General features: G+C 65.8%; 11 protein-coding genes. 7 read left to right on the top strand and 4 right to left on the bottom strand.

From position 1 onward, the window contains the following. Positions 1–206 precede the first annotated feature (206 nt). The gene (locus QZL87_RS11760; protein WP_295319556.1) at positions 207–1229 is read left to right on the top strand and encodes an acyl-CoA dehydrogenase family protein; all 1023 of its coding nucleotides are present in this window, start codon (positions 207–209) and stop codon (positions 1227–1229) included. A 39-nt stretch (positions 1230–1268) separates the two neighbouring features. Here QZL87_RS11760 and QZL87_RS11755 read toward each other — a convergent pair whose 3' ends face one another. Next, positions 1269–2399 (bottom strand): acyl-CoA dehydrogenase family protein, encoded by a 1131-nt coding sequence (locus tag QZL87_RS11755; protein ID WP_295319554.1) that lies wholly within the window; start codon positions 2397–2399, stop codon positions 1269–1271. Positions 2400–2448: 49 nt separating this feature from the next. Continuing rightward, positions 2449–3198, bottom strand: coding sequence for a helix-turn-helix transcriptional regulator (locus tag QZL87_RS11750; RefSeq protein ID WP_295319552.1), 750 nt, complete (start codon positions 3196–3198; stop codon positions 2449–2451). A gap of 138 nt (positions 3199–3336) precedes the next feature. Between QZL87_RS11750 and QZL87_RS11745 the strand changes: the two genes are divergently transcribed. Together QZL87_RS11745 and QZL87_RS11740 are read left to right on the top strand one after the other, a co-directional pair. Then, positions 3337–5808, top strand: a complete 2472-nt coding sequence (locus QZL87_RS11745) for a TonB-dependent receptor (protein ID WP_295319549.1) — start codon at positions 3337–3339, stop codon at positions 5806–5808. A 74-nt stretch (positions 5809–5882) separates the two neighbouring features. Further along, positions 5883–6794 carry an oxygenase MpaB family protein gene (locus QZL87_RS11740; protein ID WP_295319547.1) on the top strand — a complete coding sequence of 304 codons (912 nt, stop codon included), beginning with the start codon at positions 5883–5885 and terminating at the stop codon, positions 6792–6794. An 85-nt stretch (positions 6795–6879) separates the two neighbouring features. On the opposite strand, the gene QZL87_RS11735 is transcribed toward QZL87_RS11740, so the two are convergent. Both QZL87_RS11735 and QZL87_RS11730 read right to left on the bottom strand, forming a co-directional pair. Beyond that, positions 6880–8577, bottom strand: a complete 1698-nt coding sequence (locus QZL87_RS11735) for a D-aminoacylase (protein ID WP_295319544.1) — start codon at positions 8575–8577, stop codon at positions 6880–6882. A 22-nt stretch (positions 8578–8599) separates the two neighbouring features. Then, positions 8600–9223, bottom strand: coding sequence for an XRE family transcriptional regulator (locus QZL87_RS11730; RefSeq protein ID WP_295319543.1), 624 nt, complete (start codon positions 9221–9223; stop codon positions 8600–8602). A 141-nt stretch (positions 9224–9364) separates the two neighbouring features. Here QZL87_RS11730 and QZL87_RS11725 point away from each other — a divergent pair, with 141 nt between their 5' ends. The 4 genes from QZL87_RS11725 (at position 9365) to QZL87_RS11710 (ending at position 15829) form a co-directional block, all read left to right on the top strand. Further along, a complete protein-coding gene (locus tag QZL87_RS11725) occupies positions 9365–11344 on the top strand; it encodes a serine hydrolase domain-containing protein (RefSeq protein ID WP_295319541.1) in 1980 nt (659 codons plus the stop codon). Continuing rightward, positions 11344–12351 (top strand): dipeptide epimerase, encoded by a 1008-nt coding sequence (locus QZL87_RS11720; protein ID WP_295319540.1) that lies wholly within the window; start codon positions 11344–11346, stop codon positions 12349–12351. The genes QZL87_RS11725 and QZL87_RS11720 overlap by 1 nt, the downstream gene beginning before the upstream one ends. A gap of 144 nt (positions 12352–12495) precedes the next feature. Beyond that, entirely contained in the window at positions 12496–13638 is a 1143-nt protein-coding gene (locus QZL87_RS11715) for a membrane dipeptidase (RefSeq protein WP_295319539.1), read from the top strand. Positions 13639–13642: 4 nt separating this feature from the next. Then, positions 13643–15829 carry a TonB-dependent receptor gene (locus QZL87_RS11710; RefSeq protein ID WP_295319536.1) on the top strand — a complete coding sequence of 729 codons (2187 nt, stop codon included), beginning with the start codon at positions 13643–13645 and terminating at the stop codon, positions 15827–15829. Positions 15830–15837: the final 8 nt, after the last annotated feature.

The raw sequence follows: 15837 nt of genomic DNA, 5'->3' as shown, positions 1-15837 counted from the left end.
GATTCGCCCCAGCTCCTGCATCGCTTTCCCATGCAATACTTTTATTACTAAGTATATGCGGCAATCACCGGCGAGCGTATCCATTCGGCGCGACCTGCCACACCAATCAGCTAGACCCGCGCCGCTCTGCGCTGCACAACCCGGCGCGGGAGAGCCAATGACACACACCGATCAACCGCCGCGCTGCGCGGCTCCGGCCTTCTGACATGGCCGCCCTCGACCTTCCGCTCGGCGAGGAGCAGCGCATGCTACAGGAAAGCGTCCAGCGTTTCCTCGCCGACCATGCGCGCCCCGGTTGGCGCGACCTGTCGGGCGCGCTTGGCCTTGCCGGGATCGCGCTGCCCGAAAATGCCGGCGGCTTCGGCGGCGGCGCGATCGACATCGCGCTCGTCATGGCCGAGCTTGGCCCGGCGCTCGCGGGCGCCGACTGGCTGTCGCATGTCGCGGCGAGCGCGCTCCTCGCGCGCGTCGCCCCCGAACATCCGGCGCTCGGCGATCTGGCGGCGGGCCGGCGCCGCATCGCGATTATCTGCGCCGCCTCGGCCGCCGCGATGCCGGCCGTCGATGGCGGGCTGGTTCGCGGCAGCGCGGCATTGGTCGCGGGTGCGGCGGAGGCCGACCTGCTGCTGATCGCAAGCGACGCTGCCCTGCTGCTCGTCGCTGCCGACGGCGACAAGGTCGAACAGCGGCACCGCATCATGCACGACGGCAGCGTGTCGGCCGATCTCGCCTTCATGCTCAAGCCGGGCGACGGGGCCCTGCTCGCGGACGGGGAGGAAGCGCGGGCGCTCGCCGACCATGCGAACGACCTGATCCTCGCGGCGCGCTGCGCCGAGGCGGTCGGCCTGATGCAGCGGATGATCGCCGACAGCGTCGATTACCTCGGCCAGCGCAGGCAGTTCGGCACGCCGATCGGCGGCTTCCAGTCATTGCGTCACCGCGCCGCCGACATGCAGCTCGCGGTGATGAAGGCGTCGGCGCTCACCGAGCTTGCGGTCGTCGCGGTCGATCAGGGCCGCCCCGATCGCGCGCAGGCGGTCAGCGCGGCATGTATCGAGGTCGGCGACGCCGTTCGCATCGTCGGCGAAAGCGCGGTGCAGATCCACGGCGCAATGGGGCTGACCGAAGAGCTGAGCCTCGGCGGCCATTTCAAGCGCGCGCTGGCGATCGCGGCGGCTTTTGGCCCGCGCGCGGGTCATCTGGCGCGTTTTGCCGAAACCGCAAATTAGAAAAAAGCTCGTCGCCCCCGCGAAGGCGGGGGCGACGGTTCATCCCAGCAGCGTGCGCGCGATCAGGTCGCGCTGGATCTCGTTCGACCCCGCATAGATGCTCGCCGCGCGGTCGTTGAGATAGCGCGGCACCGCGACCGCCAGCTCGGCGGGCGTCTGCCCGTCGGCGTCGGCCCATGCGGCTTGGCCCGCGGCCTCGCACGCAAGCGTGTCGATGCGCTGCGCGCTCTCGGTCCCCAATATCTTGAGCGCCGAGGCATAAAGCGCCGGACCGCCGCCGACGCCGCGCATCGCCTTCAGTTCGAGCGCCTGCAACGCCTTCAGCGTCACCGCCTCACGGTCGAGCTGCGCACGCAGCACCGGTTCGAGGTCGCGCCGGGCGCGCAGCCGTTCGAGGCGCCCGATCAGCCCCGGCGCATATTTGCCGCCGCGCTCGAAGGTCAGCAGATGCTTCGCGACCGACCAGCCCTCATTCTCGCCGCCGAGCCGGTTCGTCCGCGGCACGCGGACATCGTCGAAAAACACCTGGTTGAGTTCGTGATCGCCCGCGAGCGTGCGGATCGGCTCGACCGTGATGCCCGGCGTTTGCATGTCGAGCAGCAGGAAGCTGATCCCCGCCTGCGGCTTGCCTTCGTTCGAGGTGCGCACGAGGGCGAACATGCGGTTCGCGAAATGCGCGTGGGTGGTCCAGATTTTCGACCCATTGAGGACATAGTCGTCGCCATCGGGGGTTGCGCGGAGCTGGAGTGCGGCAAGGTCCGACCCCGCGCCGGGCTCCGAAAACCCCTGACACCAATAATCCTCGCCCGACAATATGCGCGGCAGATAATGGGCGCGCTGTTCGGCGCTGCCATAGTGCATGATCACCGGCGCGACCATCTTGAGCCCCATCGGCGCGAGGTTTGGCGCCCCCGCCAGCGCGCACTCGGCGGCAAAGATATAGCGTTCGATCTCGCTCCAGCCCGGGCCGCCGAACTCGGCGGGCCAGTCGGGCGCCGCCCAGCCGCGCGCGTGCAGGATGCGCTGCCAGGGCAGCGACACGGCGGGATCGATGAAGACGCTCGTCGCGCGCGCCGCCGCGAGGCGGAGGTTCTCCGGCAGATGCGCGGTCAGGAAGGCGCGAACCTCGTCGCGAAAGGCGATCAGCGCCGGATCGTTCAGCATGTCCATCGCTTCGGCTTAGGCTCTCGGCCGATCCCGGGCCAAGCTGGCATCTGCATCAGGCGGCGCGGGCACCGACGAAGCCGAGTCCCGCCGCGATCTGGATCGACTGCGCGCGCCCGGTCGCGCCGAGCTTCGCCGCGGCGTTGCGCAGATGGAAGCGCACCGTCGAGACCGACAGCGACAGGATGATCCCGATCTCGCCGTCGGTCTTGCCCGCCGCCGCCCAGCGCAGGCACTGCACCTCGCGCCGCGTCAGCGTCTGCGGCACGGCGGCGTTGCGCGGACGTCCGCGCGCTTCATTATGCGTCGCGACGAGCTGAACCGCGAGATTGTGCAAGTGTCCGGCCTGCCCGGCGAAGATCGCCTCGATCCCGACGGGCTCGCGCGAGCACCAGAAGACCGCGCCGACCAGCCCGCGCGGCAGATGCACCGGCGCGATGATCGCTTCGCCGAAATTGGGCGTATTGCGCGCCTGCGAGCAATCCACCGCGTCGAGCAGATGGGTGGGGCGCCAGGTGCCGAGGCGGCCGTCGCTGTAATAGAAGGGTTCGCCGACCAGCCGCGCCGCGGTCAGGAAAGCGATGTGCAGCGCCAGCTTGCGGTCGCGCCAATAGGCATAGTCGGGATCGACCCAGCGAAAGCTCGTTTCGGCATAGGGGCGACCTTCCTCGTCGCTCATCGGCTCGGGGTCGCCAAGGTCGGCCTGCGCCGCGACATAGGGCAGTCCGATCGCGTCGCCCGCCGCTTGCACGGCGGCGATCAGCCCCGGCATTTCGGTCCAGCATTCGGCCCTATCGTCGATCACGCTTTTGTCCCTCCGCTCCCTGACACAGGTGTCAGCTTGTCCCTCTCGCCGCAATTCTATGTTCTGGCACGGTCCGGTTTCGCGCGACGCTCGCACAAAGACGAGCTCGGCGACAAGCTGTTTGAGGGAGGATGAGTGATGAAGGCAATGCGTAATTTCCTGGCCGCGGGTACCGCGATCGGCCTCGTTGTCGCGGCACCGGCCTTTGCGGCCGAGGAAACCGCACCCGACAGCGTTGCCGCCGAGGGCGACATCATCGTCACCGCGCAGCGCCGCGCCGAATCGATGAACGACGTCGGCATGGCGATCCAGGCGGTCGATGCCGAAACGCTCGAGAATCTGCGCGTGACCGACATGCGCGACCTGACCGCGGTAGCGCCGAGCTTCACCGTTTCGCAAAGCTATCAGGGCGTGCCGACCTATACGCTGCGCGGGATCGGCTTCAACACGATCAACCTCTCGGCGACCTCGACCGTCGGCACTTATGTGGACGAGGTCGCCTATGCCTATCCGATCATGAACACCGGCCCCGTCATGGATCTCGAGCGCGTCGAGGTGCTCAAGGGGCCGCAGGGCACGCTCTATGGCCGCAACACCACGGCGGGCCTGATCAACTTCATCACCGCCAAGCCGACCGACAGCTTCGAGGGCGGCATCAAGGCCGATCTCGGCAACTACCAGACATATAATATCGGCGGTCACATCTCGGGCCCGCTCGGCGAAGGCGTCGCCGCGCGCATCGCCTTCCGCAGCGAGAATAGCGACAAGGGCTGGCAGGTCAGCAATTCGCGCCCCGACGAACGGCTCGGCGAGGTCGACAAGCTCGGCATCCGCGGCTCGCTCGCGATCGACCCCGGCCCCGGCACCAGCATCGACCTCTCGGTTACCTGGTGGCGGAACAAGTCGGACACCGTCGCGGGGCAGGGGATCGGCTTCACCCCCGCGACCAACCCGGTCACGGGCACCAGCAATTCGCGCTTCTTCAACGCGCCGGGCCTCGCCGACTATCTCGCCGCCAATTTCCCGACCAGGGCGAGTCAGGCCGACTGGGCGCCCGAAGCCGGCCGGTCGGCCGACATCGGGCGCGGCGCCGGTCTGCCGGGCGGCCTGGCGGAGAATAATCGCTTCTGGGGCCTAAAGGCGCGGCTCGATCAGGACATTGCCGAGACGGTAAAATTCGTCAGCCTGACCAGCTATAATGATTTCCAGCGCAAGGCGCTGTCGGACTGGAGCGGCGCGCCCTATGAAATCCTGCTGCAAAAGGCGGACGGCCGCATCAAGAGCTTTGCCCAGGAAATCCATTTCGAGGGCGAGGCCGGCGCGGTGAACTGGCTCGTCGGCGGTTATTACGGCCACGACAAGATCGTCGACAGCAACCGCACGCTGCTCGGCGGCAACGCCAACTCGCGCTTCATTCGCGCCGCGCCCTATCTCATCGTGCCCGGTATCAGCCTGCTCGACACGCCGTTCAACTCCGACGGCTACACCGACGCCGACATCGCCACGGCGTTCCGCACCTATGAAGACATCGGCACGATGAACACGAAGACGTGGAGCCTCTTCGGCAACGCCGATGCCGAACTGACGGAACAGCTGAAACTGACCGTCGGCCTGCGCTATACCGAGGACAAGCAGGACTATGTCGGCTGCTCGCGCGACTATAAGGGCAGCATGTTGCCCAACGTCAACGTCGTGAACCGCTTCCTCTTCTCGGCGGGCGGCACGCTGCCGATCCCGGCGCCGATCACCGAGGGGCAGTGCAATACCTACGACGACGTCACCAACAGCTTCGGCCCGGTCGTCTCGACGCTCGACGAGAATAATCTCGCCTGGCGCGTCGCGCTCGACTGGTCGCCGAACGACGACACGCTCGTTTATGCGTCGGTGTCGCGCGGCTACAAATCGGGCACGTCGCCGGTCAACGCGGCCAGCAAGGCGCGCCAGAACGCGCCGGTGGTGCAGGAAAAGCTGACCGCTTACGAACTGGGCGTAAAGGCGACGCTCGCCGACCGGCTGCTGCAGGCCAATTTCGCGGCCTTCTATTATGATTATAAAGACAAGCAGATCAGCACTTACTTCGCCGATCCGATCTACACCGCGCTGTCGCGCCTCGACAATGTGCCGAAGTCGAAGGCTTACGGGCTGGAGGGCGAACTGACGCTGCGTCCGGCCCAGGGCGTCACGATCGCGGCCAACGGTCTGTGGCTGAAGACGCGGGTGATCGACTATCTCGGCACCAATGCCGCCGGCCAGCCGGAGAATTTCGACGGCGCCGAATTCATCTACAGCCCGCGTTTCCAGGGCAGCGTCGTCGCCGCCTATGATACACCGGTCAGCGATACGCTCGATTTGAACGGCGCGCTCAGCCTGCGCTATCAGGGCAAGGCGAACACGATCTTCGAAGATGATCCGCTCTACAAGGTCGACGCCTATGCCGTTGTGAACGCCAGCCTGGGTCTGAAGTCGCAGGCCGGCTGGTCGGTGTCGCTCTGGGCGAAGAATCTCTTCGACAAATATTATTGGTCGGCGGTCGCCAGCAACGCCAATGTCGTCGTGCGCTTCGCCAATCAGCCGCGAACCTGGGGGCTCACTGTGGGTTATGACTTCTAAAACGCGATCGTCTCCCTTTTTCGCCGGGATGACGGCTGAATGGGAATGACCGCCTTTCAACGGAGGCATTTAACATGGTGCGTGCGCCGATGCAGACCGACTATCTGGGAACGGCGATCGATTTCGCCGCTCCCCCCGGCGAACCCGCGCTGCTGCCGCCGGACAGCGTCCAGTGGCGCGTCTACAAGAATCCGATCGCGCTCGGCATCGGCGGTATCGCCGCGGTGCTGCTCGAATTCGCCGAGCCGCGCATCCGGTCGGGGGTATGGGATCATTCGACCTACAAGGCCGACCCGATCGGCCGCTCGCGCCGCACCGGCCTCGTCGCGATGCTCGCCTGCTATGGCCCCGCGAGCGCGGCGAAAGAGGTGATCGGCAAGGTCAACCGCATGCATGGCAAGGTGAAGGGCGAAACGCCGGCGGGCGACAAATATCGCGCGATGGACCCGGTGCTGCTCGACTGGGTTGCGGCGACCGCGTCCTATGGTTTTCTCATGGCCTATGACCGGTTCGTCCGCCCCGTCAGCGACGCCGACAAGGATCGCTTCATGGCCGACGGCGATGCGATCGGGCGCGAATTCGGCGCGCGGCGCGCGCCGCCGACGGTGGCCGCCTTCATGGGCATGATGGCCGAGCTCGAACCGCGCTTCGAGCCGCATCCGATCATCTTCGAATTCCTCGATATTATCCAGTCGGGCCGCGCCGCGCCGGGTGTGCCGCGCTTCTTGCATCGCGCGATCGCGCGCGCGTCGGTATCGCTGCTCCCCGATCATATCCGCCGCAAGCTCGAACTCGGACCGCGCTATGATCTGACGCGGCTCGATCGCACCGCGCTGCGCATCGCCGGCCGGCTCGCCGACCGCCATGTCGATCGCGCGGCGCCGCATTGCCAGGCGAGCGTCCGGCTCGGCCTGCCGCATGATTTCCTGTTCAAATCATCCGCCGAACAGCGGCGGCTGCTCGCGGCGGTTCCGCTCGCCGCCTAGATCCAGACTGCTCGGACAAAACGCACGTCTCTCTCCCCCGTCATCCCGGCGAAGGCCGGGATGACGATTCAAGTGGGGTGATGCCCTAAGAGCAGCGGTTGAAACCCGCCCCGCGTACCGCGCGCCCCGGTGTCGCCCCGCTGTGCTCGCCGTTCCGCAGCACCGCGACGCCGTTGACGAACACGTCGCGCACGCCGACTGAATATTGGTGCGGCTTTTCGAAGGTGGCGCGGTCGCCGATCATCGCCGGATCGAAGACGACGACATCGGCATAATAGCCGGGCTTGAGCGCGCCACGATCCTTGATGCCCAAATTAGTCGCGGGCAGGGTGGTGAGCCGGTACACCGCCTGTTCGAGCGGGATCAATTTCTCGTCGCGGACATAGCGGCCGAGCAGCCGCGCGAAATTGCCATAGGTGCGCGGATGCGCGCCCGATTTCAGGAAGACGCCCTCGGGCGCCTGCGACGCCGCATCGGACCCGAAGCTCATCCACGGCAGCTGGATCTGCTTGCGCACATTATCCTCGGACATCAGGAAATAGACGGTGCCGACGCGCGAACCGTCCTCGACGACGAGGTCCATCGCGGTTTCCTCGGGCGACTTGCCGCGCATCGCCGCGACCTCGGCGAGTGTCTTGCCGGTGAGCGGCTTGAGCGCGTCATTCTTGAAGCCCGAGAGGATCATCTTGTCGGCGCCCGCGCCGAAATAGAGATTTTCCCAGTCGCTGCCGGGCTTTTTCATTTCCTCGGCAACGCGCGCGCGGATCGCGGGATCCTCCAGCCGCTCGATCCACTTCTCGAGCCCGCCCGCCTGCACCCAGGTCGGCATCGCGGCGTCGAGCCCGGTCGCCCCGGCGGTATAGGTGTACATGTCGGTCGTGATACGCAGCCCCGCGGCGCGCGCATCCTCGATCTTCTTCACGATCGTATCGAGCTTGCCCCAATTGCTGCGTCCCGCCATCTTGAGATGATAGATTTCGGCGGGCGCGCCCGAGCGGCGCGAAATCTCGATCAGCTCGTCGACCGCCTCCTCGATCCGGTCGCCTTCGGACCGCATATGGCTGATATACATGCCGCCGCATTTCGCGGCCTCGCTCGTCAGCGCGACGAGTTCGTCGGTTTCGGCATAGGAGCCGGGCGCATAGATGATCGAGCTGCCGACCCCCATCGCGCCTTCGTTCATCGCTTGCCGCACCAGCGCGCGCATCCGGCCCAATTGCTCGGGGTTCGGATCGACGTCGCCTTCGCCCAGCTCGTGGACGCGCACCGTCGCCGCGCCGACGAAGCTCGCGATATTGGTCGAAATGCCGCGCTTTTCGAGCCAGCCGAAATAGTCGCCGAGGCTCGTCCACTCGATCGGATATTTGATGTCGCCCTGCCGCTCGGTTTCCAGCCGCTTCATCGTCGCGTTCATCGGCCCCATCGACCAGCCTTCGCCCATCACCTCCAGCGTGACGCCCTGCCGGATGTCGCTCTGGCTTTTGGGGTCGGCGATCAGCGATTCGGTCGCCCAGCTCAGCATGTTGATGAAGCCCGGTGCGACCGCCATGCCCTTCGCCGCGATCTCCTTCGTCGCCGTGCCCTCGACCTTGCCGACCGCGACGATGCGGTCGTCCCTGATCGCGACGTCGCCGACGACGGGCGGCTGGCCTGACCCGTCGTAGAGGGTGCCGCCGCGAATGATCAGGTCATAGGCCGGCGTCTCTGCGGCGAGCGGCGCCGAAACCAGCATCGAGCTGCACAGCAGCAAAAGCGAGGGTGCGAAGCGCCGGGGCGATGCCATTTATCTCTCCATTTCCGGTGGGTTATCCGTGAAGGCTCATCAAGCTGTCCATCAGCCCGTCGTCGGCGCTCGAACAGACGCCCAGCACCAACGCCTCCTCAAAGCCGTCGGCGACGACATAGGCGTGGCCCATCGACGAATCGATATAGATGCCCTGGCCGACGTCGAGCGTGACGGGATCGTAAAATTCGCTGTGAACCTCGATCCGCCCTTCGAGGACGTAGATGAATTCCTCGCCCTGATGGTGGACGAGTTCGCCGAACTCGCGCGCGCTGTGCGCGCGGATGCGCGTCAGGATGGGGATCATTCGTTTCTGCCGCAAATCGGTGCAGAGATAATGATAGTCGTAATTGTCGGTCGTGACGCGCGCGGCGCGATCGATCGCGGCGATGCTGCGGCGTCCGGTAACGCGCGGCGCGGCATCCTCCTCATCCTCGGCGAACAGGTCCGACATGCGAATCTTCAGGCGCTGGCTGAGTTGCTGAAGCTTGTCGTAGCTGAGCGTCAGCCGGTCGTGCTCGACCTTCGACAATGTCGATACGGGAATCCCCGACTTCGCGCTCATTTCCTTGAGCGTCCAGCCGTTGCGCGCGCGAATGCCCTTCATCACCGCGCCGAGCGTCGGCGGGGTTGCGCGGTCCGCCATCAGTTTTTCCATTCCATGTTTGACAATTTTCTAATCAGGATCATTATGTCCCTATCGGGCTAACAGATGTTGGTCCCTTGGTAAGGGGTCGCGCGGCTTGCCGCAAGGTGTGACAGGCGCGCCAGATAAAAGGGGAGAGCGATGCGTTTTATCCGCAAGGCGATGATCGGGCTGGCGGCCTTTGCCGCGCTGCCGCTCGCGGCGCAGGGACCGGTGCCCGCGCCGGCCGTCAAAAAGACCCAAGCCGCGCTGCCGGCCGCCAAAACGGCCGCGGCGCCCGCGCCGCTCGACGCCCGTGACGTTGAGGCCTGGATGGACGGCTACCTGCCCTATGCGCTTGAACGCGGGCGCATTCCGGGCGCGGTCGTCGTCGTGGTGCGCGGCGGCGAGGTCGTGCTCGAAAAGGGCTATGGCTATTCCGACGTCGCCAAGCGCGCGCCCGTCCTTCCCGAGACGACGCTTTTCCGCCCCGGATCGGTATCGAAGCTTTTCACCTGGACCGCGGTGATGCAGCAGGTCGAGGCCGGCAAGATCGACCTCGACAAGGACGTCAACGCCTATCTCGATTTCAAGATTCCGCCCTATGAGGGCAAGCCGGTGACGATGCGCAACATCATGACGCACACTGCGGGCTTCGAGGAATCGGTGCGCCACCTGATCAGCAGCGATCCGAAGGCGGTGATGACGCTGAAGAAGTTGATGCCGCTCGCGCTGCCCGAACGCGTCTTCGCGCCCGACACGACCCCGGCCTATTCCAATTATGCGACCGCGCTCGCGGGCTATATTGTCGAGCGGGTCAGCGGCGAAAATTTCGACAATTATATCGAGAATCATATCTTCAAGCCGCTCGGCATGACGCATTCGTCGTTCCGCCAGCCGCTCCCCGCGCGCCTCGTGCCGCATATGTCGAAGGGGTATCCCGACATCACCGGGAAGGCCCAGCCGTTCGAAATGGTCATCCCCGCGCCCGCGGGCAGCCTGTCGTCGAGCGGCGCCGACATGGCGAAATTCATGATCGCGCATCTTAATGACGGCGCGGGGCTGATGAAGCCCGAAACCGCGAAGATGATGCACGATTTCAAGGCGCCCGGCGTCGGCCCGCTCAACAGCATGGCGCTCGGCTTTTATGAGCAATGGGTCAACGGCCACCGCGCGATCGCGCACGGCGGCGACACCGTCTGGTTCCACTCCTACCTTTGGCTGTTCCCCGATGCCGACACCGGCGTCTTCATCTCGATGAACAGCGCGGGCAAGGACGGCGCGGCGGGGGCGGTGCGCAGCGCGCTCTTCCACAAATTCGCCGATCGCTATCTGCCGGGTCCGGCCGAAAAGCCGGCGCAGGTCGATGCCAAGACCGCGCGCGAACACGCGCAGATGATGGCCGGCAATTACATCAGCAGCCGCGGTTCCTTCACCAATTTCATGAGCCTGTTCGGGCTGCTCGGCCAGGCGACGATCGGGCTGACCGAGGACGGCAAGATCAGCGTTCCGGCGCTCGACGGGCTCGGCGCCGGCGCGCGCGACTGGATCGAGGTCGAGCCCTTCGTGTGGCGCGACACCGGCACCGGCGAACGTCTTGCCGCCGAGGTCAAGGACGGCCGCGTCGTGCGCTGGAGCGTCGACCCGGGGTCGCCCTTCATGGTGTTCGAACCCGCGCCCGCCAGCGTCAACGCCGCCTGGCTCAACCCGGCGCTGGTCTTCGCTTTCGGCATCATCCTGCTCGCGGCGCTCGCCTGGCCGGTGCGCGCGCTGGTGCGCCGCAGCTTCAAGGCCGAGTTCGCGCTTACGGGCAAGTCGCTCCGCGCCTATCGCCTGAGCCGCGTCTTTGCCTGGCTCGCGATCGGTGCGCTCGCCGGGTGGATCGGGCTGATCGCGGCCTTTTCGGCCGACATCGGCAGCATCGGCGGCCCGCTCGACTGGCTCATCCATCTGCTGCGCATCCTGACCCCGCTCGCCGCCTTCGGCCTGCTCGCGACGGCTGGCTGGCACCTGTGGCTCAGCATCCAGGACAAGCGCCGCTGGACGATGAAGCTTGGCGCGGTGCTGCTGATCCTCGCCGCGCTCGTGCTCGTCTGGGTGACGCTTGTCTTCCACCTCTACGGCTTCGGGATGGTCTATTGATGGCGACGCAAAATACGCGGGGATTGACGCTCGACCTTCGGGTCGAGCGCTTTCCCTATCACCAGCCGTTCCGCATTTCGGGCCATGTCTTCTCCGAAACCGCGCTGCTCGTCGCCACCCTGTCGGACGGCACGCATGTCGGGCGCGGCGAGGGGGGCGGGGTCTATTATCTCGGCGACGACATCGACCATATGCTGGCCGAAGCGACGCGGGTACGCGAGGACATAGAGCGCGGCGCGACGCGCGAGGAACTGCAGCAGCTCCTCCCGCCCGGCGGCGCGCGCAACGCGCTCGATTGCGCCTATTGGGATCTCGAGGCGAAGCAGACGGGGCGGCCGGTCTGGGAGCTTGCCGGGCTCGATCGGCCCAAGGCGCTGCGCTCGACGCTGACGCTCGGCGCCGACAGCCCCGAAGCCATGGCAAGGGCGGCGCGGGCGATCGACCCGCAGGCGCCGGTCAAGGTCAAGCTGACCGGCGACCTCGACGAGGATATATTGCGCGTCGCGGCGATCCGGGCCGCGCGGCCCGACGCCTGGATCGGCGTCGATGCCAATCAGGGCTATGATCGTCGGACGCTCGCCGGCCTGCTGCCTATGCTCGTCGAGCATGGCGTCGCGCAGCTCGAACAGCCGCTGAAGCGCGGGTGCGAAGCCGACCTCGACGGACTCAAGCGGCCGCTGCCCTTCGTCGCCGACGAAAGCGCGCTGTCGCTCGCCGACACCGCGTCGCTCGTCGGCCGCTTCGATGTCGTGAACATCAAGCTCGATAAATGCGGCGGGCTGACCGAGGGCCTCGCGATCGCGCGGCAGGCGAAGACGCTCGGGCTCGACGTGATGGTCGGCAACATGATGGGCACCAGCCTGTCGATGGCGCCCTCCTTCCTCGTCGGGCAGCTCTGCGACATCGTCGACCTCGACGGGCCGACCTTCCTCGCGCGCGACCGCTCGCCCGGCGTCGAATATCGGGGCGGGATGATCCATTGCGCGGGAGAGGTCTGGGGCGGGTAGAGACTCGGTCCTCGGTCGTCCTTCCACGTCATCCCGGCCTTCGCCGGATGGCGAATAAACTTGAACGATATGTCCTAAATGGGTTGACAATTTTCTGATTAGGACAATAGTCGGCAAATAAGATTATCAAAGGTGGAGGATGGAATGACCGGGTCGTTCCGCATGACGCGCCGCGCGGCACTCGCGGGCGCGGTGGGGGCCGCTTTGTCGGCGCCGATGGTGGGCCGCGGGGCCTATGCCTTCGCGGCGGCGCCGGCGAAGACCTATTCGCGCCGCGCGGTCGACCTCGTCGCCTCGTCGCTCGTCATCGACATGCTCGCGCCGCTCAAGATCACCATGTCGCCCGACTATGTCGCGCACCGGTTGACCGACGCCGAAGCGGCCGCGTTCCGCGCGTCGGGCATCACCGGCTTTCACAACGCCTATGGCATCGGCGGCCCCGATGCGAAGCAGCAGGCGCTCGAATATCTCGCGGGATGGCAAGGCTTCGCCGGGCGCAACAGCCATGTCTTCACGCTCGTCGACGGCGCCGCCGATCTCGACCGCGCCAAGGCCGACAGGAAATGCGCCGTCATCATGGGCATCCAGAATGCCGAGCAGTTCGAGAGCGTCGAGGATGTCGCGCTGTTCCGCCGCCTCGGCCTTCGCTGCGCGCAGCTCACCTACAATACGCAGAACATGATCGGATCGGGCAGCACCGAACGGGTCGATGGCGGCGTCAGCGACTATGGCGCGGCGATCGTCGCCGAGATGGAAAAGCAGAAGATGCTCGTCGACGTCTCGCATTGCGGCGACAGGACGACTTTGGACGCGATCGAAATCGCCAAGGGGCCGATCGCGATCACCCACAGCAACGCCCGCGCGCTCGTCGATCATCCGCGCGTCAAGACCGACGAGGCGATTCTGGCGCTCGCGGCGAAGGGCGGGGTGATGGGCATCACCGGAGTGCGCATGTTCGTGCGCACGAGCGACCCGACCAACGTCGGGCATATGGCCGACCATATCGATCATGTCGCGAAGCTCGTCGGCATCGACCATGTCGGCATCGGCTCCGACGCCGACCTCAACGGCTATGACGACATGCCGCCGCAAGAATATGCGCTGCTCAAGCAGGGCTACAAGGGCAGCTATGCCTTTCGCGACAAGATCGACATCGACGGTTTCGACCATCCATTGAAGACCTTCGACCTCGTCGAGGAACTCATCCGCCGCAACTATTCGAACGATAACATCCGGGCCGTGCTCGGCGGCAATTTCCGCCGCCTGCTCGGCCAAGTCTGGGGGTAAGACGATGAACAAGGGACTTTTGGTAGCAGCAAGCATGGTCGCGGTCGTCGCCGCGATGCCGGCGTGCGCGCAGGAAGCGGCCGCGATCGAAGCCGCGGGCGAGATCGTCGTGACCGCGCAGAAGCGCGTCCAGAATGTGCAGGACGTGCCGATCTCGATTTCGGTCGTCGGAGCCGAGGAACTGCAGGAACAGGGCTCGGCCTCGCTCGTCGACTATGCGGGCTATGTCCCCGGCATGAACGTCAGCAACGGCGGCACCCCGGGCCAGACGACGATCACGCTGCGCGGCGTCGCGCCGCTCAATGCCAGCCAGACGGTCGGCATCTATCTCGATGACGCACCGGTCGGGTCGAGCGCGCTCTACAACCGCGCCGGGCAATTCACCATCGATCTGATGCCCTATGACCTCGAACGCATCGAGGTGCTCAAGGGGCCGCAGGGTACGCTCTACGGCGCGAGCTCGATCGGCGGCCTCGTCAAATATGTGACCGTCCAGCCCGACACGCGCGAATTCAAGGTGCGCGCGGGCGTCGAAGGCTTCACGATCAAGAATGCCGGCAGCCTCGGCTGGGGCGGGCAGGTATATGCCAACGCGCCGATCGTCACCGACACGCTCGCGATTTCGGGCAGCTTCGCGTGGCGCAAAACGCCGGGATGGGTCGACAGCGTCAACAATGCCGGAATCAAGGACCAGAACGACTATGAACAGCGCGGCGGCCGTGCCGCATTGCTGTGGCAGCCGACGCCCGAACTCAGCATCAAGCTCGCGGGCATCTGGCAGTCGCTCGATTCGGACGGCAACGGCCTCTATGCCGCCGACCTGACCGGCAACCGGCTCGGCAACGGCCATTCATACAACAATTATGTTCCCGAATCCTATGACGTCGATCTCGACTATTATTCGGCGACGATCGACTATGATTTCGGCGCCGCGACGCTGACCTCGGCGACGACCTACAGCGAGACGCAGAGCCGCCAGTTGCAGGATGCGAGCTATGCCTTCGGTGTGCTGTTCCCGTTCATCACCGATCCGCCGATCGCGCCCGGTATCACGCCCTTCCACCTCGATCTCGGGCTCAAGAAATGGACGCAGGAAGTGCGGCTCGCCTCGCCGAGTGGCGGTCGTTTCGAATGGATGATCGGCGGTTTCTTCACCGACGAGGAAACGAGCAATTCCCAACTCGTCCGCTCGTTCGACATGGACGGCAACGTCATCGACGGCCTCGATCCGCTCGCGATCGTCGGCCTGCCCGCGACTTACAAGGAATATGCCATCTTCGGCAACGCGACCTTCAAGCTGAGCGAGCAGTTCGAGGTCACCGGCGGCCTGCGGTGGGCGCGCAACGAACAGACCTTCACCCAGATCAGCGAGGGCGCGATCGTCCCCAGCGCGAACGATCCGGGTGAATCCGCCGAAAGCGTCTGGACCTTCTCGGTCAGCCCGCAATTCCACATCAACGAGGATGCGATGCTCTATGCGCGCGTCGCGACGGGTTATCGCCCCGGCGGCCCCAACGTCATCGTTCCCAATGTCCCGCCGAGCGTCGATGCCGACCGCATGACCAATTATGAGGTGGGACTGAAGGCCGATTTCGCCGACCGCATGGTATCGGTCGACGCCGCCTTCTTCTGGATGGACTGGACCGACATTCAGGTCACGCGCGCCTTTGGCGGCGTGTCGGGCGGCGCGAACGGCGGTAAAGCGACGAGCAAGGGTTTCGAGGGCAGCCTGGCGCTGCGCCCGGCGCCGGGCCTGACGATCAGCGCCACCGGCAGCTATACCGACGCGAGCCTCAGCGAAGATGTGCCGGAGATCAGCGGCGTGAAGGGCGACCGCCTGCCCGCGGTGCCGAAGTTCAGCGGCGCGCTGCGCGCCGATTATGAATTCGAGCTGGGCGGCGGCAACAAGGGCAGCTTCGGCGCCGGCATCCGCCACGCGAGCAACCGGCTGTCGCTGGTCGAGAGCGATCCGCTCGTCGCGCGTGCCAAGGCATACACTTCGGTCGATCTCAATGCGTCGGTGACCTTCGCCGACCACTGGACGCTGCGCGCCTATGCGCGCAACCTCCTCGACAACAAGGGCGAGATGGCGCGATCGACGCTTGCCGACGGACTCAACCAGCCGAGTTTCCTTGCGATCTCGCCGTTGCAGCCGCGCACGATCGGCGTCGCGCTCGACATGGCTTTCTGAGCGAACTG

Source organism: uncultured Sphingopyxis sp. (assembly GCF_900078365.1).
Taxonomy (GTDB): Bacteria; Pseudomonadota; Alphaproteobacteria; order Sphingomonadales; family Sphingomonadaceae; genus Sphingopyxis.
The sequence above is the reverse complement of the archived record's forward strand: the minus strand, read 5'-3'. Positions and strand labels throughout refer to the sequence as shown.